Source organism: Burkholderia sp. SR8 (assembly GCF_052851275.1).
Genome location: NZ_JAULUC010000006.1, coordinates 68,674 through 91,444, shown reverse-complemented (window position 1 = coordinate 91,444; position 22,771 = coordinate 68,674). Strand labels below are relative to the sequence as shown.

The following is a 22,771-nucleotide window of genomic DNA, read 5'->3' as shown; positions in this document are numbered from 1 at the left end:
TCAGGTCCCCAGAATCAGGCTGGCATTGCTGCCGCCGAACGCGAACGAATTGCTCATTACATAGTGTCCTGCTGCATTGCCGGTCAGCCGCCGCTCGCTTCCGACGAGGTCGAGTCCAGGCAGCGCCGGGTCGTGCTCGCCGTCCCAGAGGTGTCGCGGCAGCGCGATCCCGCGCGCCAGCGTCAGCCAGCCGAAGCCTAGCTCGGTCGCGCCCGCCGCGCCGAGCATGTGGCCGGTCAACGGCTTGGTCCCGCTCGCCGGCACACCCTGCGGAAACACCCGCGCCATCACCTTCGCTTCCATCTCGTCGTTCAGCCGCGTCGCCGTCGCGTGCAGGTTCACGTAGCCGATCGACGACGAAGCGACGCCGGCGTCCGCGAGCGCTGCGCGCAGCGCGTCCTCCGCACCGTGACCCGCGGGATCCGGTGCCGAGATGTGATGCGCATCGCTCGACTCGCCGACGCCGGCCAGCCGGACGGCCGCTTCGTCGCGACTCATCACGAACAGCGCGGCCCCCTCGCCGATATTGATACCGTTCCGGTTCCGGCTCATCGGATTGGTGCGGCCCGGGCTGACCGATTCGAGCGACGCGAAACCCTGCAGCGTCAGCTCGCATAGCGAATCCGCACCGCCGACGACAACCGCATCGCACAGCTTCAACCGCAGCAGACGGCGTGCGGCCGCGAATGCCTTCGCACTCGACGTGCAGGCAGTCGATAGTGTGTAGGCCGGCCCGGCCACCCGCAGCACCGCGCGCACGAACGGCGCCGCCGTACCGATTTCCATCTGTCGATAGTCAAATCCGGCGGGCATCTCGCCGAGCGCGGCGAGCTGGGCGAGCGCCTGCTCGGCCGCCTGGATGCCGGACGTGCTCGTGCCGATCACGACACCGATCCGGCCTGGGCCGTAACGCGCGATCATCGCGTCGACGGACGGCCCGATCTGCGCCAACGCGGCGAGCAACAGTCGATTGTTCCGGCAATCGAAATGCGCGAGCGCCGGCGGCGGCTCGATGTCGAGCGTGGTCCGTACGCGCCCGACCCAGCCGCCGGCGGGCACATCGGTACGCGGCTCCATGCCTGGTGCGATGCCGGCGCGCAGTGCGTCGACGATCGCGTCGGTGGTGGCGCCAAGCGCGTTGATCATGCCGGGTGCGGACACGTAGACCGCCGTCTGGATCGAGTTCATGCGCGACGCTCCTTCGTGGATGGCGTGGCGAGCGGTGCGAACAGCACGGAAAAGACGATGCCCATCGCGAGCGTCGTGCCGAAGCTGCGCAGCGCGGGCATCGCGCTCGCCCCGAGCATCCCGAACGACAGCAACGTCGTGGCAGCCGACAGCAGCACGCCGGTCCATACGGCGCCGACGCCGGCTGCATCCCGCATGCAGCCTTCGCGCAGGAACACCGCATAGTTCGCGCCCACGCCGAGCACCAGCATCAGCGCGAGCCAGTTGAACAGCGTGAGCGGCACCCGCGCGTAGCCGAACGCGGCGAGCGTCAACGCAATCGCGAACACGACGGGCAACGTGGTGACGATGCCGCCGCGCACGCCGTATCGCCACATCAGCAGTGCGGCGACCACGATCAGCGCGCCCGCCAGCCACAAGCCGCTGTCGACTCGATAGGCGCCGAACAGGCTCGACACACTCGAGGCCTTGTCGACCCACGATACGCCCGGCAGCGCGCGCGCGACGGCCGCAAACGTCGCGGCGTTCGACCCATCGACGCGCTCGGGAATCGCGAGCGCCGCATCGACGGGACCGGCGCCGCCGTCGATTTTCCCGAGCCATAGATGCCGGAACGGTGCTGACCAGCGCGCCGCCAGCCAGGTGTCGACGGACAGCGTCGCCGGGACGTCGCGGGAGAACGCCCGCATCCACGCATCGGCGACCTCGTCGCGGAAGCCCGCGTGAGCGAGGCTCTCGCGCAGTGCAGCGGGGTTGGCAAATACGTGCGTGGCCAGCACTGCCCGATTGTGTGCCTGCCGCTTCGCCGACGGCACGAACATCGCGATCGACTGAACGCGCCCGACCCGCTGTTGATCGAACGCCCCGATCAGCGCCTCCGAGCGCTCGAGCACCTCTTCCTGAGACGCGCCCTGGATGACGAAGAATTGCGCGGTGTTGGCGAGCCCGACCGCTGCGCGAATGCGGTTTTCCTGCCGCGCGAGATTCGCATCGCGCTGGATCAGCAGATGAATGTCGTCGTCGCTCTTCAGGACAATCCACCCCGGAATCGCGACCAGCGCCACCAGCACGGTGGCGGCGACGGCGCGCCGGCCTGTCAGCAGCGCCTGCCAGCTGCTCAGCAGTCGGGCTGCGTACGCGAAAACGCGAGACGGCACGCGGCGTGGCCCGCGGACAAGCACGAGCGGCAAAAAGCCGGTGACCGCCGCGAACGCGCTGAGGATACCGACGATCGCAAAGCACGCGATCTGCTTGAGTGCCGGGAACGGCACCCACATCAGGATCGCGTAGCCCAGCAGACTGGTCGCGAGCGCAACCGCGAGCGCCGGTCTGACCGCCGCCGCCGCGCGCCGTGCATCCCATTGCCGCCCCGCTGACAGGTAGGCGACGAAGTACTGGATCGAATAATCGACGGCCTCGCCGATCAGGCTCACGCCGAACACCAGCGTCAATAGATGTAGCTTGCCGAATACGAGCAATGTCGCGGCCAGCGCACAAACGATGCCGAACGCCGTCGACGCAAATGCGAGCACCAGCAGGCACGGCGAGCGGAATACGCTCATCAGCAGCAGCGCGATGCCGGCCAGCGAAACCGCGCCGATCACATGCACGTCGCGCTCGGCACTGGCGCGCGCGGCTTCCGCGTAGAACACAGCCCCTGCCCGGTCGATGCGGACGCCCTGGAAATCGGCCACGAGCGCACGTTCCGCATCGGCGGTGGCAACACGTACCGCATGCTGGATCTTCGATTCGTAGGCCGACCCCGGCAGCGACGTCATCACGAGCACGCCCGTTGTGCCATCGAAATGCGACACGAGCATGCCGTCCTCGAGCGACAGATCGGATGCCGCGAGCGGCAGCGCGCCAAGCCAGTGCTGCAGCCAGCCGAACGGATCGTCGGCAACCGCGGTCTGCAGGCCGTCGACCGGCGGTGCATACAGACGCCGCGCCAGTTGCTCGTCGAGCGTGGCGCCGCCCCGTTCGAGCGTGCTGCGATCCGCGTCCGTCAGCAAACCGGAGCGCGCCGGCAGGTAGGAGGCCGCGATCTGCGAAAGGTCGAACGGAGGGACCTCGACGGTCACCGAACGAAATGCGCCGCTGGCGCCGAGCCGTGCGCCGAACAGTTTCGCGGCAGCCTTGGCGCGTGCGGCGTCCGGGTGGCTCACCAGATAAACGGTGCGATTCCCGAGCGCATCGCCGAGCATGTCGACGGCGCGTTCGGCAACCGGATTCGCCTCGGTGGCCGGCAGCAACGCGAGCAGGTTCGTCTGCAGCGGCGTCGGCCCGCTGAAGCGCCACAGGATGATCGCGGTGGCCGCGAGCGTAACGAGCAGCCAGGCGACGCACAGCATGCGCCGCCGGATACGTCCGCCCGCGCCGTCGATCACGTCGCGTGCCGTGCTCATTACCGTGCCTCCAGCCACGCGCGCTCGGCCGGCGCGGGAGCGTCGACCGGCGTCGGCCGGACAAACTCCAGCGCGCTCACGTTGCCGTTCGCGAACGTCATGTCGAGCCGGCCAAGATATGCGCCGCCGCTCATTTCGAGCACCCGCACCGCCTGCGCGAGCTGCGGCTGATTCGGCCGCAACACCATCCGCCATCGTTCCGGCGTGCCGCTCGCCTCGACGTCGAACTGTGCATACAACGCCGACAGGTCGCCGCCGAGCATGTCGCGCATCATCCGCGATACTTGCGCGACGCCGCGGCCGCCGCCGTTCGCCCCGACGAGACGCCCGTCTGCGCCGACCTCGCGCACGCCGCCATCGGTAATCACGTAAGTGGCCTTGTATGGCGTTTCGATGCGCCACACGACACCGGAGCGTCGATCGAACAACATCGATCCGGTGCTGACGAGCGGCTGCTTCATCGCCGACAGTGTCTGCGTCTGCCGGAAATTCGCGCGAATCGCGCCGACCCGCGCAAGCCGCACCGCGATATCGGACACCAGCGCCGCACTCGCGTGCCCTGCCGCCGCGTCAAGAGCGGGAGCAGCCGATACCGGGCCACTCGCGAGCGCCATGCACGCGGCCAGCATCGCCACCGCGAACCGTCTGCCGTGCGAATTCAGGCCCATCGTGCATGCACCCTTTCGATCAGGGCCGCCGGCGACACGAACTGCAGTTCGCGCGTCGTCGCATCGACGGCCAATTGCACCGTATACCCCTTCGTCAAGCGCTCGCCGGAAGCGGCGTCGACGATTTCGTAGCCGATCTTCAGCCGGTTCTCGAATTCGAGCAGCGTCGCACGCACGTCCAGCTGCTGACTGTAATGGGCCGGGCGAACGTACTTCAGATGTGCCTCGACCACCGGCCACATGTACCCCGACGCCAGCATCGCCGGATAGTCGTAGTCGATCATGCGCAGGAGGGCCGCGCGGCTGCTTTCGAAGTACTTGAGGTAATGGCCGTGCCAGCAGACGTTCATCGCATCGACGTCATGAAACAGTACTTCGACGCGCGCCGTCGCGCTCAGCGCCGGACGAGACGTACTCATGCCGCCTCCCCGTGCCGGATTCCGTCCAGCAATCCGCCAATCGGTTCGCATGCGGCGAGGCGCGCGGTCAGCGCGCGCAACTCCGCTTCGAGCGGTCGGTCCTCCACCACAAGCGGCGAGTGTCGGCCCACATCGTCGATGAACGCGCGCAACGCGGGCGACAGCTGGGCCTGCGAATCGTCACGCAGCCGCAGACGGACAGCTTGTACGCTCGCGAGTACATGCGCTGCGGCAACCTGTTCGGTCAGCGCCAGCACGCGCAGGCAATCCCGCGCGGCGATCGTTCCCATGCTGACCTTGTCCTGATTGTGCGACTCCGTCGAGCGCGAGAACACGCTCGCCGGCATCGTATGCTTCAGCGCCTCCGCCGTCCATGCCGAGGACGAGATCTGCACGGCCTTGAATCCGTGGTTGATCGGCGCACGAGCGGGGGCGGCGCCCGTCAGGTTGCGCGGCAGTCCGTTGCTGAATTTGTCGTCGACCAGCAGTGCGAGCTGGCGATCCATCAGGTCCGCGAGATTGGCCACCGCGGTCTTGAGCGCGTCCATCGCAAACGCGATGTGACCGCCGTAGAAATTGCCGCCGTGCAGCACGCACCCTTCGTCCGGATCGATCAGCGGGTTGTCGTTCGCGCTGTTCAACTCGTTCTCGATATCGCGGCGCATCCACGACAACGCATCGCGTACCACACCGATCACGTGCGGCGCGCAGCGAACCGAATAGCGATCCTGCAGCCGGCGTCCCGGTAGTTCGTCTCGTCCGGCCAGGTCCGCGCGGATCCATGCCGCCGCTTCCGCCTGCCCCGCGTGCGGTTTCGCGTCGAACAGCCGCGCATCGAAGTGCCCGGCCCGGCCGTCGAGCGCGACGGTCGTCAATGCCGTCAGCCGGGCCGCCACCCGCGTCAGGTAATCGGCACGCGCAAACGCGAGACAGGCCAGCCCCGTCATGACCGCCGTACCGTTCATCAGCGCCAGCCCTTCCTTCGGCGCAAGCGTCAGCGCCTCGCGATCGATTGCGTGCCATACATCGCGCGCGTTGCACTCGCCACCGTCGAACACGACAGTGCGCTCGCCGACCAGCGCCGCGGCGATATAGGACAGCGGGGTCAGGTCGCCGCTTGCACCGACCGAGCCCTCCGACGGAATACGCGGCAGGATGCGGTAATTGACGAGATCGGCCAGCCGCTCCAGCAACGTGAAGCGGACGCCCGACAAGCCGAACGCGAGCGAATTGAGCCGAGCGACGACGATGGACAGCGTTTGCGTCGCATCGAACCAGTCGCCCATGCCGCAGCCGTGATACCGGGTCAGTTGCAGCGGCAACGCTTCAACCAGCGACGGCGGCACTTCGACGACGCACGCATCGCCATACCCCGTCGTTACGCCGTACAGCGTGCCGCCATTCGCGAGATAGTCGCGCAGCCAGATTGCGCCGCGCTCGATCCGCGCGCGCCATTCGGGCTGCGCGTTCAGGGCGACCGGCGCACCGTCGCGGGCGATCGCGACGACGTCCTCGATCGTCAGATGCCGGCCGCCGACCACGACGGCCGACCGGCTCGGGGCTGCCGCCGCGCGTGTCGCGACGTCGTTCATGTCATGCTCCGCCACGCGGACCTCCATCGGGCCGCGCCCAGAAATCGAAGAAGTTGAACCATTGATAGGGAGCCTTGCGGCAATAGTGTTCGAGCCGCGCGGCATAGCGCTGCGCCCATGCCGCTACGTGGCCGGCGCGCTCCCGGCGCGGTAGCTCGATCCGGTCGGCGAACGGCTCGAAATAGAGCCGGTAGCCGCGCGCCTCCTTCAGGCAAAAGAACAGGTAGACCGGGCAGCCGAGCGCGTGGGCGAGGATATACGGGCCCTGCGCGAACGGGGCGGTCTCGTCGAGAAAACGGGCGTCGACGGTCTTGCCGGAGTCGCGTGGCGGCACGCGGTCGCCGACGATCACGAGCAACTCGCCCGCGTCGATACGCGACTGCATCATCAGCGCCGTATCCGGCCCGAAGTCCGACACCTCGACGAGTTGCTTGGCGAATTCCCGATTCGCCCCGGCGAGCACGCCCGTAAACCGCTTCGCATGCTCGGTGTAGACGATCGCCGTGACCTTCGTGTGCGCATCGCGCAGCGCAAGCGCTCGCGTCATTTCGAGGTTCCCCAGATGCGCGCCGATCACGAGCGCGCCACGCCCGCTCGCCGCGAGCGCATCGAATGCGGACGAATCGTCGAAACGCACGTCGAGTTCGTCGAGACGCCCGGACCATGCGACGAACTTGTCGAATCCCGCCTGCGCGAACGCAAGCATGTGCCGGTATGCACTGCACCATCCCGGCTGCGGTACGGCCGCCGCTTCCACGTCGCGCAGACGACGGATATAAGCGTGCGACGCGGTGCGTGCCGTGCGATTCGTCAGTACGAAATAGCCGACGATCGGATGCAGCCAGAGCGACGTGAAACCCTTGCCGAACCAGCGGCAGCTCAGCGCGAGCAACGCCATGCCGACACGGCTCCCACGCTCGGGCAAGCGCCACCACGCGCGCGTGCGCGTCGTCGGCGATGCACCGCGCCGACCGACGAGCCGGCGCGTCAGCAGCATCGGCGCGCGCGCAAGCATCCCGGCGACGAGGCGCGTATGGCTCAGGCTGATCCGCACGTTGTCACGCCACACGTCGAAATGCGACACGCCGTCCGCAGGGTAGACGACGCGCGTCGGGATCGTCCTGAATGCAAGTCCGCGCCAGTGAAGGCGGACCAGAATTTCGCTGTCGAAAGCCATCCGTGCGGGCATCGATACGGTGTCGATCAACTCGCAAACGGCGTCGACCGGATAAAGACGAAACCCGCACATCGCATCGGGAATATCGAGCGACAGCGTTTCGATCCATACCCACGCGTGCGTGAGATAGCGGCCGTACAGGCGCGCCTTCGGCACACTATCGTCGAAGCGCGGCCGACCGAGAATCACGGCGTCCGGCTCGGCCTGCGCGGCCGCCACGAACTTCGGCACGTCGGCCGCGTCGTGCTGACCGTCCGCATCGATCTGGATCGCATGCCGATAACCGCGGGCGCGCGCCGCACGCAATCCTTCCATGACCGCCGCGCCCTTCCCGCCGTTGACGGGCAACCGCAGCAACGTCATCGAGCCTGCGTACTGCGCTGCCAGCGCGCTCAACGCCCGCTGCGTCGGCTCGTCGCTGCCGTCGTCGATCACCAGGATCGGCAGGCCATGCACGGCGAGCCGCGCCAACGTGCCGCCGATGGCGTCGCGATGGTTATAGATCGGAATGACGATGCAGGTTCCGTTCATCCGGCCGCCGCACCGTAGACCAGTACGCCGGACGTGCATTCGCGCCCGCCGCGGCGAAACGCGAAGCGCGCGCATCCGCGGACCGGATCGTGCGCGATGCGCAGCGCCAGCACCGCGCCGGGCGGCACCGGCGCCTTGAATTTCAGGTGTTCGATGCAACGGATTTCGCGCGCGGCCGGCATCTCGCGGCCGGCAAGGCGTGCGGCCCAGTCGATTTGCACGACACCGGGCAGGATCGGCAACCCCGGAAAATGTCCTTCGAAATGCACGAGCGTGGCCGGCACGCGCAGCTCGTAATGCAGCGCGTCGCCGCTGCGCCATGACGCGAGCAGTTCGAACCCTTCCGGTGCTGCCCTGAATGCGGCCGCCAGCGCGGCGGCCGGCAATTTGCCGCGCGCATCAAAGGGCATCGCGTGCAGGAATCGCCAGTAGCGTGGCAACGCCGCCGCGTCGAGGTAAGTCCCGAGCGCATGCCGCAGGGTCGTCGCGACGGCCACCCGTCCGTCGGCGACGAGCGCTTCGCGCCCCGCGGCGGTCAATACCACGACGGCGCCGACGTGCGCGCGTGTCGTGCCGTCGATCACCGCCGCCGCCGCCTGTTCGACGAATGCATGCGCGTGCAGACGCGCCTCGAGCTCGGGCAGCGACACGCGCTTGCCGTCGAGCTTGACGACGCGATCGCGCCGCCCTGCGAGCACGAAGCGGCCACGCGTGTCGAACCGTACGGTGTCGTCGGTGCGGTGCCAGCGATCGTGGCCGAGATGGGCGGAACGTACGGACAGTACGCCCTCGTCGTCGCACCGCACGTCGACACCGGTCAGCGGCTGCCATGCGTGCGACACGTCCTGGCGACGCCACGCGATGCCGCCCGTTTCGGTGCTGCCGAAGATCTCGAGCGGGGCCGCGCCGAACGCGTTCGAATACGCCGCTGCCGCATCGGCGGGCAACGGGCCGCCGGACGAGAAGAACGCGCACGGCGCGGGCGCCTGCATCGGAAAACCCGGCATCGCCGGCCAGCGCATCAGTTGCGACGGTGTCGAAACCACGGCACCGCCACCGTAGTCGGCCAGCCGCTGCCGCAGTTGCAGCGGCTCGAGCACCGATGCCCGGTCGAACGCACGCCCGGCCGCCAACGGCCACAGGATTCTGAAGAGCAGTCCGTAGATATGGTGGTGCGGTACGCTCGACAACGTCACCGCGGTACCGACGCAACGGCCCCATTCGCGCTGCAGCGTTCTCACTTCGGCATCGAACTGCGCGAGCGACTTTCGCACCGGCTTCGCGGTGCCGCTGCTACCGGACGTGAAAAGCGTCACCGACATGGCGGCATCGATCGGACGCGCGGGAATTGCAGAGGCGCCGTCCGTGTCGCGCGCGCACGCGGCCAACGCCGCGGCATCCAGCATCAGGTCGTACGCATGATCAAGATCAGAGAGATAGCCGGGCGCGTTGCTGGCTGGAATCACGACCTCCGCGTGCGCCGCCGCGATCGCGAAGAATGCGCACGCAAACTCGTACGGATCGTCCGTCCAGATAGCAACCCGTCGCGCGCCGCTTGCGACCACCACCCGCGCAATGGCATCGGCCCGGGCGCGCAGATCGCCCAGCGTCAGCACGCGAGCGCCGTCGCGACAGACCGCAACGCCGCTTTCGGCTTCGGCGCACAGGATCTCGTTCAGAGCGATCATGCGACACCGGTCCGTTTTCGCGCGGCGGCGATGAAGAGTCTGCGCCATACCCACTCGCCCGCGATCAGCGCGCCGATCAGCACGTATGCGATCAGCCCGTTGTACAGCGCCCACGACGCACTGGTCCAATACAGCGCCGTATAGACCGAAATACCGCCGTTGACGATGAAGAACGCGCACCATACCTGTGTGACGCGACGCGTGTACCGGACGATTTCCACGGTCGGTTCGGGATATGTCAGGCGTGCGAATTTTTCGATCATGGTCGGCCCGCGCCACAGCGTCGCGCCGAACGCGACCAGCAAGCCTGCACTGACACATGCTGGATAGAGATGAAGAAGCCGCTCGCTGTCGGTCACGGCGATCGCGATCGATAGCGCGGTCAATGCACCGGCCACGCACCAGTCGAGCATCGCGAGCCGTTTGAGCGCGTGCGCCAGCGTGCCCTTGCCGATCGTGCGCTGCAACCACAGCAGCGCCACCAGCAGGCAACCGACGTAACGCGGCGACATGCTTTGCCACGCAAACAGGATGACGAACGGATAAGCCACGACCAGCGCAGCCCTTGCCGCGACACGTGCCCAAGGCGGCAAGGCCGTACCGCTCGTCGTCCGCATGCCCGTCACTGCCATCGTCAAGCGCGCGCGAGCAATGCGTGAACGGCGGCAATCACGTCACCGACCGTACGCACGGACTTGAACTCTTCGGGCTTGATACGCTTGCCGGTCATTTCCTGAAGCTTGATGGCGAGATCGACCGCGTCGATGCTGTCCAGGTCGAGCTCTTCGAACAGGTGGGTCTCGGGCGTCACCTGCTCCGGTTCGATGGCGAAATTCTCGTGAAAAATGGCGCGGATGCGCTCCAGGATTTCTGCGTCGGTCACGCTTGGTTCCCCTTTTCCAGCACGGCTTCGTGCGGTGCCTGATGAGACTGCTGATCGGCAATGAAGGCCGCCAGCGTATTGATCGATCGAAAATGCGCCTTCGTACGCTCGTCGTTGGCGGCGATGGTCAGTTGAAACTTCTTGCGCAGCATGATGCCGACTTCGAGCGCATCGACGGAATCCAGACCGATTCCATCAGTCGAGAACAACGGCGCATCGTCGTCGATATCGTCGACCGTCATGTCGCTGAGATCGAGCATCTCGATCAGCAGCTGCTTAATTTGCAGTTTTAAAGTATCCATGCTGAAACAGGCTTTGGGTAATATGCACTTCCACCTCGCGGGCAATGCTCCGAGCTGCAATCGATTGTGATGCAGCGCGCGATGCCAGCCGGTTCAGGTCGAGCGGCTCCAGTACGTCGATACGCATGCGAAAGGCGCGACCTGGCACGTGATACCAGCGTATGGCCTTGGTAAATACCGGTGGGTCGCAATCGATCAACACCGGCTGGATCCGGCTGCCGGACTGCAGCGCCATATGCGCGAAGCCGCGCGAGAACGCATGCAGACGATTGCCGCCCGGGCTGCGCGTCCCTTCCGGGAAGATGATCATCGTGTACCCGGCCGCGAGTTGCCGCGCGCCCGCTTCGACGAGATTGACGGCATCTGCATTGCTCACGTACTCGGCTGCACGGACGATGCCCCAGAAACACGGATTGCCCCAGTGGCCGCGCTTGACGACGCAGCAGGCCTTCGGCGTCAGCGACAGGAGTACCATGACGTCGAGCCACGTCGGGTGGTTGGCGACAACGATTGCGGGGCCGACCTCGGCAAGTCGCTCGGCGCCGCTCACCTCGAGCGTCATCACGCCGACGCGCTGCAGTAACGCAACCAACGCGCGGAAGAAATGGTGAATGACGAGAGTCACGCCACGCTGGCGCGAGCGCCGATGCGGCCACAGTCCGCCCGCGACGATGAGCAGTAACGAAAACAGCGCTCCGCACAACGCGAAAAACGCGAGACTCGCACCGGTTGCGAACAAACGCCACCCGTAGTCAAGCCGCGCGATCATGCCAGATCCATTGCCACGACGCGTGTTGACCCGACCACGATGCCGGCGAGCGCGTCGCCAGGCAACGCAGCACCGCTGCGCTTTGCGTACCGGCCGCATCGTCTGAACCGTGGAAGCCACCCGCGCGGCCTGTCGTCATTTCGCAGGTCAGATAGCCGGCCGGTTCATCCGCGCCGAGCAGAATGGCGAGCCCGACACTGTCCGGATCGTCGCCAACATCGCCGTACACCGAATCGGCCGGCTCGTGCGCATAGACCAGCAACACCGGCGAGGCCGGCGACGTTTCGTATTGGGAAAAAGCTTCGAGCAGCGCGTAACCGAGGGTTTCATGTCCGGCAGCGATCGCCGTCGCCGCCGACCGGTCGTGACGGGCGATTCCGAATATGCCCGTTACGGCATTGAGAACCGAGAGACTGAAGGCCGTTGGCGAGACGGGTTCCGCAGCCGCGATGTCGGCGAGAATGCCGGTGGTTCGCGCCAGTTCCCCGTGACGCGATGCGAATACCATGCGCACCGGAAGTTTCGATCCGGCGCAGTCGTAGGCGGCTTGAAGCGCGAGACGCGACAGTCGGCTCAAGCGGCGTCGCACCATCGGATCGAGGGCTTCGACGCCCGGTACCCCCGCGGTCGAAATCGACGTCCATCTGGCGATTGGCATGGTCCAATGCAAATCGGCCATTGTTGTTCTCGTTGGAATTGTTACTCTTCAGTGTTTTTATATAGCGCCGTCCCATATTGGGGTGGTTGCGCTCCGCTTTCGCTCAAATCCGCCCATCGCGCGCATTGAATACCGGACTCGCGCCATCGATCTCCTTTGTCGCAATGCCAGGAAAAGACTGGAAATCATCATGTTGCGATGCCGGCACCCGGATTTTCAATCGCCGCGACTGAGTAGGCGGTATCTCGGTGCGGCGGAACTGTAACAGGGCTGTTACAAAAGATCAACGCCGCCGTGCAATGCGCGCTGGACATTTGACCATTTATCAATTTCTCGAAAGGCCGATGGATGGCCGTTTATCGCCGCGCCCGCCGCCCGGCACACGTTGCGCCGATCCGGCGCAGGAATGGCTCATAATGCGCTCGATGCCGAATCACCCATTTTCCGCTCGATGAGTTACTCGCTCGCCACCCCGTACACCCGGGAACTCGAAATCCGCAAGAGCCGCTTCATCGCATTCGCGATCCCCGTCGAAGACCGCGACGCCGCGATGCAGGCGTTGCAGCGCCTGCGCGACGAGCATCCGACGGCCACCCATGTCTGCTGGGCGCTGCTCGCGGGCGGGCAGTCGGGCATGTCGGACGACGGCGAACCGTCGGGCACGGCCGGCCGGCCAATTCTGGAAGTGCTGCGCCATCACGATCTCGACGGCGTGCTCGGCGCGGTCGTCCGCTACTACGGCGGCGTGAAACTCGGCGCGGGCGGCCTGGTACGTGCGTATACGGACGCGATCGCGTCGGCGCTGCTCGATGCCGAGCGCGTCGAGCGCATTCGCCACACGCGGTTCGCGATCGAGATCGGTTATCCCGACGAGGCGCGCGTGCGCCGCTGGATCGAGCAGTCGGGTTACGAACTGGCGGACAGCGCGTACGGGATGACGGTGAAGCTCGTCGTGAAGCTTCCCGAAACCGCCGAAGCGGCGGCAAAAGCCGAACTGTTCGACCTGACGCAAGGACGCTCCGGCTTCCCGGACCTGTAGCGAGCGGGCGGCGTCCGTCCATCGCGATCACGGCTGCCTGCCGATTGCCGATTCCCACGAAAATTCAGATGCGTCCGATAGAAAAAACGCGCGGCGGTATTTAATCTCCGAACATTACCCGCGCCACATTTCGCACCTGCGCGGCCGGGAGGCACCGCCACAGCCAGCATGCCGCGGCCGCGCACGTCGCACGCATCCCATCGCGCGCCGTCAAAAATCAGAATTCAGCTACGGGGATATCGGACGCATGCAACTGCAGAAACTGCAAGCCCAGCTCGCGGAACTCGATCAACGCATCCGCGCGGCGCGCCGCCGCGAACGCAACGCGGCACTGACGCAGGTGCGCCAGATCGTGACGAACTATGCGCTGACCGCGCGGGAAATCTTCGGGCAGGGTTACAGCGATCGCGCGAAGCTGTTCACGACCGGTGCGAAATACCGCGACCCGGCGACGGGCGCCACCTGGAGCGGGCGCGGCCGCGCACCCGCATGGATCGCCGGGCGCGACCGCACCGCATTCCTGATCCGGGATTGACGCGCGCCGCGTTGCACGGCGCGCCGGTCCGATCGCACGCGCGGGCGGAACCCGGCTCTGAACCGAAACGCGAACGGCTCAGTAGACTTCCGGCACGATCATCGTATCCGGCACCGGCCGCCGAATGTAGTCCTCGTGATGCTCGCGCTGCGGCAGGTCGATCGTCGGGCGCGGCACCTCGTGATACGGCACCTGGGTCAGCAGATGGTGGATGCAGTTCAGCCGCGCGCGCTTCTTGTCGACCGCCTGCACGACCCACCACGGCGCCTCGGGGATATGCGTGCGCTGCAGCATCTCTTCCTTCGCGGCCGTATAGGCCTCCCAGCGGCGGCGGCTTTCGAGATCCATCGGGCTCAGCTTCCACTGCTTCAGCGGATCCTCGATCCGGCTCTGGAAGCGCCGTTCCTGCTCATGATCGGTGATCGAGAACCAGTACTTGACGATCTGGATCCCGCTGCGCGCGAGCATCTTCTCGAACTCGGGCACCGAGCGGAAAAACTCCTCGTATTCGTCGTCGGTGCAGAAATTCATCACGCGCTCGACGCCCGCGCGGTTGTACCAGCTGCGGTCGAACAGCACGATCTCGCCGCCGGCCGGCAGGTGCGCGACGTAGCGCTGGAAATACCACTGCGTGCGCTCGCGGTTGTTCGGCGCCGGCAGTGCCGCCACGCGGCACACGCGCGGATTCAGCCGTTGCGTGATGCGCTTGATCGCGCCGCCCTTGCCTGCCGCGTCGCGCCCTTCGAAAATCACGACGAGCCTGTGCCCCGTGGTCACGACCCAGTCCTGCAGCTTCACGAGCTCGCCCTGCAGCCGGAACAGCTCGCGAAAGTACTGCTTGCGCGCTTCGCGGCGCTCCTGCGAAAACAGCAGATCGTCGCCGTCGTCGAAGCGGCGGTCGTCGAGCTCCATTTCGAGTTCTTCGTCGTACGCGTCGACGAGGTCTTCCTCGAAGCGGCGCTGGCGCGCCTCGCGCGATGCCGTATCGGTCAGGTTGTCGGTCTCGGTGCGGGTTTCGTTGTCGCCCATGGGGCCTCCTTCCTTCAATTGACGCAGGCAAACGCCACCATTATCCCAGCGTCGCGCGTCAAATTCATGAAAAAGGGGCTGACCGGGTCGTCCGAGGCGGAATTCGGGCGGCACGCTGGCCCGTACTGGATTCTCGCAAATATCGAACGCATCGGACGCCTGCGTACGGTCCGGCCGAGCCGATCATGCACGCGCCCGCGCTGCCGAAACGGCGCCGCAAGCGCGCGACGCCGCCGCACCATGAAAAATGCCGGGCAAGCGCCCGGCATCGACCGCGCTCAGCACGACCGCCGCGGCGGTCGTGCATCGTGGCTGCGGCGTTACCGAATGATGCGCGTCACCCCGCGCCCGCGCGGATCGGCCATTGCCTCCGGCGTCCTGCCATCGATCTTGATCACCTGGATGTCGCCGCTGAAGTCCTGCCCCTTCAGCGTATAGCCGCGCGCCTCGAGCTGTTTCGCCAGTTCGCCCTCGATCGGATGGTACGGCTCCCAGAAGATCGTGTTCGGCGGCAGCAGCTGATGGTGGAACCGCATCGCGCCGACGGCCTCCTTCAACGGCATCTTGAAGTCGTAGATGTTGTTGATCACCTGGAAGATCGACGTGAAGATCCGCGAGCCGCCCGGCGTGCCGATCACGAGCGACACCTTGCCGTCCTTCGTCATGATCGTCGGCGACATCGACGACAGCGGGCGCTTCTTCGGCTCGATCGCGTTCGCGTCGCTGCCGACCACGCCGAACATGTTCGCGACGCCCGGCTTCGCGGAAAAGTCGTCCATCTCGTCGTTCAGCACGATGCCGGTGCCGTCGGCGATCACGCCCGAACCGAAATAGCCATTGATCGTGTACGTGTTCGACACCGCGTTGCCCCACTTGTCGACGACCGAGAAGTGCGTCGTCTCCGCCTTCTCTGGCATCGACGTGCCGAGGCCGGGCTGCACGCTCTTCGTGTCGGCGATCTGCGTCGGACTCACTTCGGCCGCCCGCTTCGCGATATACGCGTCGTCGGTCAGCTGCGCGACCGGCACCTTGTAGAAGTCGGGGTCGCCGAGGTATTGCGCACGATCGGCGAACACGCGCTTCTCGATCTCCGCGACCAGATGGATGTACTGCGGCGAGTTGAGCGGCACACCGTCGAAGTCCTTCTTCAGGTCGGCCTTCATCTTCAGCAGCTGCACGAGGCCGATGCCGCCCGAGCTCGGCGGCGGTGCGGTGATCACGTCATAACCGTTCCACTTCGCCTGCACTGGCTGGCGCCATACCGCGCGATACTGCGCGAGATCCTCGGTCGTGATCAGCCCGTTCCCGTCGCCGGTCTTCATCGACGCGGCGATCAGTTCGGCCGTCTTGCCCTTGTAGAACCCTTCCGCGCCGTTGTTCGCGATGCGCGTCAACACGTCGGCAAGATCGGGCTGCTTGAAGTTCGCGCCGGCCTTCAACCCGGAGAAGTATTTGTCGAAGTTGGTCTTGCCGCCGAATTCCTTCGACGCGTCGACACCGCGCTGCGCCAGTTGCTCGTCGACGACGAAGCCGTCGCGCGCATAGTGGATCGCCGGTGCGAGCACCTGCTTCCACTTGAGCTTGCCGAAACGTTTCTGCGCTTCCCACATGCCCGCGACCGTGCCGGGCACACCGGCAGCACGCGGCCCGTACAGGCTCATGCCCTTGACGACGTTGCCGTCCTTGTCGAGGTACATGTCCTTCGTCGCGGCGAGCGGCGCGCGCTCGCGGTAGTCGATGAAGTACGGCTTGCCGTCCTTGTAGATCGTCATGAAACCGCCGCCGCCGATGTTGCCGGCCTCCGGGTACGTGACGGCGAGCGTGAACGCGATCGCGACGGCCGCGTCGATCGCGTTGCCGCCTTCCTTGAAGATCCGCTCCGCGGCGTCCGCGCTGTATTTGTCGGCGACCGCGACGGCCGAACTCGTCAGGACGGCCGGCTGCGGTCCCTTCGCGTAAGCGGGCGCGTTCGGCAGGAAGCCGAGGCTGGCCGCCGTTGCAAGCACGGCAGCGGATGTTTTGAAGCGATTCAGCGTAGTCATTGCATGTCTCCCATATGGATCTCCTTCAGGCAGGCAAGGCACCCGATCCGCTGATGGCCGCTGGCGCGCAGACGGCCACGTGCGGTCTCGTAGTATAGGAGGACAAAAGGGGTCGAACACGCTGCATGCGACGAAACGCTTCAAATTGTGGGCACACGGCCCCCGCAGCCGGCGGTAGCGAGGCCCGCGTATCGGTCGAAATTGCATGCATCGCTGCGCGAGCCGGCCGCAAAAAGAACCGAAAGTTGCGAATCACGCCGGCTGTCCCGCCGCACATGCAAAAAAGTGTGATCGGCGCGGGCGCTGTGCCGGCCGATCTGCGAAGATAGCGCCCCGCTTTCGCGCCGCCTGATCCATTTTCGCTCACGCCGCATTCACGTTTCTTCGTCTCGCTCCCTATGGCATCACACAATGCGCATCACGCGTCCGGCTTCGCGGCCGGCGTCGCCGCCGCCGTCCTCGTCGCGCAAACCGGCGCAACCGGCCCGTGGCACGCGGGCCTGCTCGCCGCGTTCGCGGCCGGCGTCGCGGGCGGCACCGCGCCCGACTGGCTCGAAGTCGCGTGGTGGACGCGCAAGCGCCGCTTGTGGATCACGCACCGCACCGTCACGCACTGGGGCATCGGCTGGATCGCGCTGCTCGCGCTCGGATGGCACGGGCTCACGCATCATCCGCATCCGCTGTGGGCCGCGCCGCTGTTCGGCTTCGCGTGCGGCGGCGTGATGCATCTGCTTGCCGACTGGCCGAATCCGCTCGGTGTGCCGTGGATCTGGCGGCGCCACTCGCTGAACCTGTGGAACAGCGGGCATTGCGACCTGATCGTCGTGGCTGCCGCCTGGGGCGGCACGCTGTGGCTCGCACAATCGCTGTGGACGCGCGCGCCGTTCCTCGAACACTGGCTCGGCTGGCTGCACCGCGTGTAGTCGCGCATCGGGCCGCGCGTCGCCGAGCTACGTCCGACGCGCGTGCCCGATCTTTCCGATCGGCACCGCGAGCGCGCCTGTGGCGTCCGCACGCACGCCTGTTGAAACGGCGGCACCGCACCTCATCTGATTCCCGAACGCGCACGCCCGGCGCGCGTGCCCGGCACGCCCCCGCGACGTCTGGCACACTGACGATTCGCGCGATCGCGCGCACGCTCGCACCCCATTTCAACGCTCCGATGGACGTCACCGCCACCCGCCCCGCCCATGCGCTCGACGTGTTCCACCCGGCCGTCGCCGCGTGGTTCCGCCGCACGTTCGCCGCGCCGACCGGCGCGCAGGCGCTTGCGTGGCCGCACATCAAGGCCGGCCGGTCGACGCTCGTCGCCGCGCCGACCGGCTCGGGCAAGACGCTCACGGCGTTTCTGTGCGCGCTCGACGATCTGGTGCGCGACGCGCTCGCGCACGACGGCGCGCTGCCCGACGCGACGCTCGTCGTCTACGTGTCGCCGCTGAAGGCGTTGTCGAACGACATTCACGTGAACCTCGACGCGCCGCTCGCCGGCATCGCCGCATCGCTCGCGCAGCTCGGCCTGCCGGTGCCCGCGATCCGCACCGCCGTGCGCACCGGCGACACGACGCAGGCCGAACGCGCGGCGCTGCGCAAGCGCGCGCCGCACATCCTCGTGACGACGCCGGAATCGCTGTACGTGCTGCTGTCGTCGACGTCGGGACGACAGATGCTGTCGAGCGTGCGGTCGGTGATCGTCGACGAAATCCATGCGCTCGCGTCGTCCAAGCGCGGCAGCCATCTCGCGCTGTCGCTCGAACGCCTCGACGCGCTGACGGACCGCGCGTTGCCGCGCATCGGGTTGTCGGCCACGCAGAAGCCGATCGACGCGGTCGCGCGCTTCCTGGTCGGTGGCCCGGCCGATGCGCCGCGCGACTGCACGATCGTCGATACCGGTCACACGCGCGAACGCGATCTCGCGCTCGAACTGCCGAACGTGCCGCTCGAACCGGTGATGGCGACCGACGTGTGGGAACAGGTGTACGACCGGATCGCCGCGCTCGCCGCCGCACATCGCACGACGCTCGTGTTCGTGAACACGCGCCGCACCGCCGAGCGCATGGCGCGCCACCTGGCCGACCGTCTCGGCAAGGACGCGATCGCCGCGCACCACGGCAGCCTCGCGAAGGAGCATCGCTTCGAAGCGGAACAGCGACTCAAGCGCGGCGAGCTGAAGCTGCTCGTCGCGACCGCGTCGCTCGAACTCGGCATCGACATCGGCGACGTCGATCTGGTGTGCCAGGTCGGTTCGCCGCGGGGGATCGCGCCGTTCCTGCAGCGCGTCGGCCGCTCGGGACACCATGTCGGCGGCGTGCCGAAGGGCCGCCTGTTCCCGCTGTCGCGCGACGAACTGGTCGAATGCGCGGCGTTGCTCGACTGCGTGCAGCGCGGCGAGCTCGACGCACTGCGGATTCCGGAGGCGCCGCTCGACGTGCTCGCGCAGCAGATCGTCGCGGAAGTCGCGTGCGCGGAATGGCAGGAGGACGCACTGTACGCAAGCTTCACGCGCGCGGCGCCGTACGCGCGCCTGCCGCGCGAACGCTTCGACGACGTGATGAAGATGCTCGCGGAGGGCTTCACGAGCCGCCGCGGCGTGCGCGGCGCGTACCTGCATCGCGACGTGGTCGGCGGCACGGTGCGCGGGCGCCGCAACGCGATGATGACCGCGACGACGTCGGGCGGCACGATCCCCGACATGGCCGACTACGCGGTGCTGCTCGAACCGCAGGGCATCCAGGTCGGCACCGTCAACGAGGATTTCGCGGTCGAGAGCCTGGCCGGCGACGTGTTCCAGCTCGGCAACCAGTCGTACCGGATCATCCGCGTGGAAACGGGCCGCGTGCGGGTCGAGGATGCGCAGGGCCAGTCGCCGGGCATTCCGTTCTGGCTCGGCGAGGGGCTCGGGCGCAGCGACGAGCTGTCGGCGGCGGTCGGCCGGCTGCGCGCGCGGCTCGACGCGCTGTTTGCCGAGGGCGACCGCCATGCCGCAGCGAGCGGCACCACGCGCAAAAGCGGCGACGCTGCCGGCAAGACGGCCACGCGCGACAAAGCGCAGAAGACGGCCGCCGCCGCCGCGTCGACGGACTCGCGCAACGACACCGGCGGCACCGTCGACACCGCCGGCGCCGCGCTCGGCACCGCCGAAAGCCGTCTCGCGCCGGCGCTGCGCTGGCTCGTCGACGATCTCGACCTGTCGCCGGACGCGGCCCGCCAGATCGCCGAATATCTGGCACGCACGCGCGCCGCGCTCGGCGCGTTGCCGACGCAGGACACGCTCGTGATGGAGCGCTTCTTCGACGAATCGGGCGGCACGCAGCTCGTGATCCATTCGCCGTTCGGCAGCCGCATCAACCGCGCGTGGGGACTCGCGCTGCGCAAACGCTTCTGCCGCACCTTCAACTTCGAGCTGCAGGCCGCCGCGACCGACGACGCGATCATCCTGTCGCTGTCGCTCGCGCACAGCTTCGCGCTCGACGAAGTGTGGCGCTACCTGCGCGCCGCGACCGCCGAGCACGTGCTCGTTCAGGCGCTGCTCGACGCACCGATGTTCGGCGTGCGCTGGCGCTGGAACGCGACGACGGCGCTGGCGCTGCCGCGCTTCACCGGCGGCCGGCGCACCGCGCCGCAACTGCAGCGGATGAAGAGCGACGACCTGCTCGCGACCGTGTTTCCCGATCAGGTCGCGTGCCTGGAAAACGTCGTCGGCGAGCGCGAGATCCCGCACCACCCGCTCGTCGAGCAGACGCTCGACGATTGCCTGCACGACGCGATGGACACCGATGGCTGGCTCGCGCTGCTGCGCCGGATCGAAAGCGGCGCGATCGAACTGGTCGCGCGCGACCTGCCCGCGCCGTCGCCGCTCGCGGCCGAGATCCTGAACGCGAAACCGTATGCATACCTCGACGACGCACCGCTCGAGGAGCGCCGCACGCAGGCCGTGCAGTCGCGTCGCTGGAGCGATCCCGAATCGGCCGACGATCTCGGTGCGCTCGACGCCGACGCCATCGACGCGGTGCGCGACGAAGCATGGCCGCTGGTGCGCGATGCCGACGAAATGCACGACGCGCTGCTCACGCTCGCGTGCGTCGCCGACAGCGAAGCGCATGCGCACGAAGGCTGGCGCGAATGGCTCGCGCAACTGGCGGAACGCCGCCGTGCGACGCGACTCGTCACGCCGGACGGAGCCGCGCTGTGGGTGCCGGTCGAACGGCTGGTCTGCCTGCGCACGCTGCATCCCGACGCACGGGTCGCGCCCGCGCTGAAGGTGCCGGCAGCATGCGCGCAGCCGTGGGAACCGGACGCCGCGCTGGTCGACGTGATCCGCGCAAGGCTCACCGGCTTCGGGCCGCTGACGGTCGACGCCATCGCGCAGCCGCTCGGCCTTCCGGTCGCAGCGATCGCGACGGCACTCGCGACGCTGGAGCGCGAAGGCTACGTGATGCGCGGGCGCTTCACGCCGGGCGCGACGGTCGACGAGTGGTGCGAGCGCCACCTGCTCGCGCGCATTCATCGCTATACGGTCAAGCGGCTGCGCCGCGAGATCGAACCGGTCGAGCGCGCCGATTTCATGCGCTTCCTGTTCCACTGGCAGCACCTGACACCCGACTCGCGCGGCACCGGCCGCGACGCGCTCGCGGCCGTGGTCGAACAGCTCGAAGGCTACGAAGCCGCGGCTAGCGCATGGGAAGACGCGCTGTTGCCCGCGCGGCTGACCGATTACACGGCCGGCGGCCTCGACGACCTGTGCCGCTCGGGCAAGCTCGTGTGGACCCGGATCGGCGCACCCGCGCGTGCGGCCGGCACGCCGGTGAAGACGACGCCGATCGTGCTGCTGCCGCGTCGCCACCTCGGCGCGTGGCAGGCGCTGCGCGATCCCGACGCGCAACCGGCGCTGTCGGCGCGCGCGACGCAGGTGCGCGATGCACTCGCCGCGCACGGCGCGATGTTCTTCGATGCGCTCGTCGACGAGTTGCACATGCTGCCCGTCGAACTCGAACAGGCGCTCGGCGAACTCGTGTCGGCCGGCCTCGTCAATGCGGACAGCTTCGCCGGACTGCGCGCGCTGCTGAAGCCGGCGGTCAAGCGCAGCGCGACGTACGCGCCGCGCACGCGGCGCGGCGGCGCACTGATCGGCGGGATGGACGACGCAGGCCGCTGGGCGCTCGTGCAACGCGTGTCGGCACCGAACGACGCGCCGACGCAGACCGGGACGCCGGCGCCGGTACCGAAGCGCGCCGCGCCTGCGACCGATCCGGACGCGCTCGAACACATCGCGTGGACACTGCTGCGCCGCTACGGCGTCGTGTTCTGGCGGCTGCTCGAACGCGAAGCCGACTGGCTGCCGAGCTGGCGCGAACTCGTGCGCGTGCTGCAGCGCCTCGAGGCCCGCGGCGAGATTCGCGGCGGGCGCTTCGTCGCGGGCCTCGCGGGCGAGCAGTTCGCGCTGCCGGAGGCGATCCCGATCCTGCGCGAGCTGCGTCGCCAACCCGGCGACGGCCAGTACGTGTGCGTGACGGGCGCCGATCCGCTGAACCTCGCCGGCACGCTGCTGCCCGGCGACAAGGTGCCCGCGCTGGCCGGCAACCGCGTGCTGTTCCGCGATGGCGTGCCGGTCGCATCGCTCGTGGCGGGCACGTTCCACTACACGCCCGACCTGCCGCCCGCCGCACGCGAGGATGCGCGCCTGCGGCTCGCCCGCCGCTACTGAAATCGCCGACCTTCCTGACACAGGCTGACACGCAGCACGTCGCGGACTACTGAACGCCGCGCGGCATCGCCGCGCGCGTTCGGGTAGCATCGAACGATTCACCGCGCGCACGAGCGCGCCCAGAACAAGCCTTCCGGAGACTGTC

General features: G+C 67.5%; 18 protein-coding genes. 4 read left to right on the top strand and 14 right to left on the bottom strand.

Annotated features, from left to right (window positions below):
- From Q3A80_RS09530 to Q3A80_RS09475, 12 genes are read right to left on the bottom strand one after another with little or no spacing between them, the layout of a single operon-like run.
- The gene (locus Q3A80_RS09530) at positions 1-1,188 is read right to left on the bottom strand and encodes a beta-ketoacyl-[acyl-carrier-protein] synthase family protein (RefSeq protein ID WP_446328791.1); all 1,188 of its coding nucleotides are present in this window, start codon (positions 1,186-1,188) and stop codon (positions 1-3) included.
- Positions 1,185-3,593: an MMPL family transporter gene (locus Q3A80_RS09525; RefSeq protein WP_446328790.1), complete on the bottom strand. Its 2,409-nt coding sequence runs from the start codon at positions 3,591-3,593 to the stop codon at positions 1,185-1,187. Before Q3A80_RS09525 ends, Q3A80_RS09530 begins: the two co-directional genes overlap by 4 nt.
- The gene (locus tag Q3A80_RS09520) at positions 3,593-4,261 is read right to left on the bottom strand and encodes a LolA family protein (protein ID WP_446328789.1); all 669 of its coding nucleotides are present in this window, start codon (positions 4,259-4,261) and stop codon (positions 3,593-3,595) included. Before Q3A80_RS09520 ends, Q3A80_RS09525 begins: the two co-directional genes overlap by 1 nt.
- On the bottom strand, positions 4,252-4,680 hold the full coding sequence (locus Q3A80_RS09515; RefSeq protein ID WP_446328788.1) for an acyl-CoA thioesterase: 429 nt from the start codon (positions 4,678-4,680) through the stop codon (positions 4,252-4,254). Before Q3A80_RS09515 ends, Q3A80_RS09520 begins: the two co-directional genes overlap by 10 nt.
- The gene (locus tag Q3A80_RS09510) at positions 4,677-6,287 is read right to left on the bottom strand and encodes an HAL/PAL/TAL family ammonia-lyase (protein WP_446328787.1); all 1,611 of its coding nucleotides are present in this window, start codon (positions 6,285-6,287) and stop codon (positions 4,677-4,679) included. The genes Q3A80_RS09515 and Q3A80_RS09510 overlap by 4 nt, the downstream gene beginning before the upstream one ends.
- Positions 6,274-7,980: a glycosyltransferase family 2 protein gene (locus Q3A80_RS09505; protein WP_446328786.1), complete on the bottom strand. Its 1,707-nt coding sequence runs from the start codon at positions 7,978-7,980 to the stop codon at positions 6,274-6,276. The genes Q3A80_RS09510 and Q3A80_RS09505 overlap by 14 nt, the downstream gene beginning before the upstream one ends.
- A complete protein-coding gene (locus tag Q3A80_RS09500; protein WP_446328785.1) occupies positions 7,977-9,668 on the bottom strand; it encodes an AMP-binding protein in 1,692 nt (563 codons plus the stop codon). Before Q3A80_RS09500 ends, Q3A80_RS09505 begins: the two co-directional genes overlap by 4 nt.
- On the bottom strand, positions 9,665-10,300 hold the full coding sequence (locus tag Q3A80_RS09495; RefSeq protein ID WP_446329003.1) for a hypothetical protein: 636 nt from the start codon (positions 10,298-10,300) through the stop codon (positions 9,665-9,667). Before Q3A80_RS09495 ends, Q3A80_RS09500 begins: the two co-directional genes overlap by 4 nt.
- Before the next feature lie 2 nt (positions 10,301-10,302).
- Entirely contained in the window at positions 10,303-10,551 is a 249-nt protein-coding gene (locus Q3A80_RS09490; protein ID WP_151063381.1) for an acyl carrier protein, read from the bottom strand.
- A complete protein-coding gene (locus Q3A80_RS09485; RefSeq protein ID WP_446328784.1) occupies positions 10,548-10,853 on the bottom strand; it encodes a phosphopantetheine-binding protein in 306 nt (101 codons plus the stop codon). The genes Q3A80_RS09490 and Q3A80_RS09485 overlap by 4 nt, the downstream gene beginning before the upstream one ends.
- Complete coding sequence (locus Q3A80_RS09480) at positions 10,828-11,622, bottom strand: lysophospholipid acyltransferase family protein (RefSeq protein WP_446328783.1); 795 nt, start codon at positions 11,620-11,622, stop codon at positions 10,828-10,830. Before Q3A80_RS09480 ends, Q3A80_RS09485 begins: the two co-directional genes overlap by 26 nt.
- Complete coding sequence (locus tag Q3A80_RS09475) at positions 11,606-12,301, bottom strand: beta-ketoacyl synthase chain length factor (protein ID WP_446328782.1); 696 nt, start codon at positions 12,299-12,301, stop codon at positions 11,606-11,608. The genes Q3A80_RS09480 and Q3A80_RS09475 overlap by 17 nt, the downstream gene beginning before the upstream one ends.
- Positions 12,302-12,731: 430 nt before the next feature.
- On the opposite strand from Q3A80_RS09475, the gene Q3A80_RS09470 reads away from it, so the two are divergent.
- Positions 12,732-13,319, top strand: a complete 588-nt coding sequence (locus tag Q3A80_RS09470; protein ID WP_446328781.1) for an IMPACT family protein — start codon at positions 12,732-12,734, stop codon at positions 13,317-13,319.
- Between the two features lie 247 nt (positions 13,320-13,566).
- Complete coding sequence (locus Q3A80_RS09465) at positions 13,567-13,854, top strand: H-NS histone family protein (RefSeq protein WP_446328780.1); 288 nt, start codon at positions 13,567-13,569, stop codon at positions 13,852-13,854.
- A gap of 78 nt (positions 13,855-13,932) precedes the next feature.
- Here Q3A80_RS09465 and ppk2 read toward each other — a convergent pair whose 3' ends face one another.
- Together ppk2 and ggt are read right to left on the bottom strand one after the other, a co-directional pair.
- On the bottom strand, positions 13,933-14,883 hold the full coding sequence (gene ppk2, locus Q3A80_RS09460) for a polyphosphate kinase 2 (RefSeq protein ID WP_446328779.1): 951 nt from the start codon (positions 14,881-14,883) through the stop codon (positions 13,933-13,935).
- 320 nt (positions 14,884-15,203) lie between these two features.
- Positions 15,204-16,925, bottom strand: a complete 1,722-nt coding sequence (ggt, locus tag Q3A80_RS09455; RefSeq protein WP_446328778.1) for a gamma-glutamyltransferase — start codon at positions 16,923-16,925, stop codon at positions 15,204-15,206.
- 398 nt (positions 16,926-17,323) lie between these two features.
- Between ggt and Q3A80_RS09450 the strand changes: the two genes are divergently transcribed.
- Positions 17,324-17,848 (top strand): metal-dependent hydrolase, encoded by a 525-nt coding sequence (locus Q3A80_RS09450; protein ID WP_059466236.1) that lies wholly within the window; start codon positions 17,324-17,326, stop codon positions 17,846-17,848.
- Between the two features lie 239 nt (positions 17,849-18,087).
- Entirely contained in the window at positions 18,088-22,626 is a 4,539-nt protein-coding gene (locus tag Q3A80_RS09445) for a DEAD/DEAH box helicase (RefSeq protein ID WP_446328777.1), read from the top strand.
- Positions 22,627-22,771 lie beyond the last annotated feature (145 nt).

Coding starts and splice junctions, on each gene's coding strand:
- Q3A80_RS09450 (WP_059466236.1), top strand. CDS start 17,324: ATGGCATCACACAATGCGCATCACGCGTCCGGCTTCGCGGCCGGCGTC.
- Q3A80_RS09445 (WP_446328777.1), top strand. CDS start 18,088: ATGGACGTCACCGCCACCCGCCCCGCCCATGCGCTCGACGTGTTCCAC.
- Q3A80_RS09465 (WP_446328780.1), top strand. CDS start 13,567: ATGCAACTGCAGAAACTGCAAGCCCAGCTCGCGGAACTCGATCAACGC.
- Q3A80_RS09475 (WP_446328782.1), bottom strand. CDS start 12,301: ATGGCCGATTTGCATTGGACCATGCCAATCGCCAGATGGACGTCGATT.
- Q3A80_RS09500 (WP_446328785.1), bottom strand. CDS start 9,668: ATGATCGCTCTGAACGAGATCCTGTGCGCCGAAGCCGAAAGCGGCGTT.
- Q3A80_RS09480 (WP_446328783.1), bottom strand. CDS start 11,622: ATGATCGCGCGGCTTGACTACGGGTGGCGTTTGTTCGCAACCGGTGCG.
- Q3A80_RS09495 (WP_446329003.1), bottom strand. CDS start 10,300: ATGGCAGTGACGGGCATGCGGACGACGAGCGGTACGGCCTTGCCGCCT.
- Q3A80_RS09515 (WP_446328788.1), bottom strand. CDS start 4,680: ATGAGTACGTCTCGTCCGGCGCTGAGCGCGACGGCGCGCGTCGAAGTA.
- Q3A80_RS09470 (WP_446328781.1), top strand. CDS start 12,732: ATGAGTTACTCGCTCGCCACCCCGTACACCCGGGAACTCGAAATCCGC.
- ppk2 (WP_446328779.1), bottom strand. CDS start 14,883: ATGGGCGACAACGAAACCCGCACCGAGACCGACAACCTGACCGATACG.
- ggt (WP_446328778.1), bottom strand. CDS start 16,925: ATGACTACGCTGAATCGCTTCAAAACATCCGCTGCCGTGCTTGCAACG.
- Q3A80_RS09520 (WP_446328789.1), bottom strand. CDS start 4,261: ATGGGCCTGAATTCGCACGGCAGACGGTTCGCGGTGGCGATGCTGGCC.
- Q3A80_RS09485 (WP_446328784.1), bottom strand. CDS start 10,853: ATGGATACTTTAAAACTGCAAATTAAGCAGCTGCTGATCGAGATGCTC.
- Q3A80_RS09505 (WP_446328786.1), bottom strand. CDS start 7,980: ATGAACGGAACCTGCATCGTCATTCCGATCTATAACCATCGCGACGCC.
- Q3A80_RS09530 (WP_446328791.1), bottom strand. CDS start 1,188: ATGAACTCGATCCAGACGGCGGTCTACGTGTCCGCACCCGGCATGATC.
- Q3A80_RS09525 (WP_446328790.1), bottom strand. CDS start 3,593: ATGAGCACGGCACGCGACGTGATCGACGGCGCGGGCGGACGTATCCGG.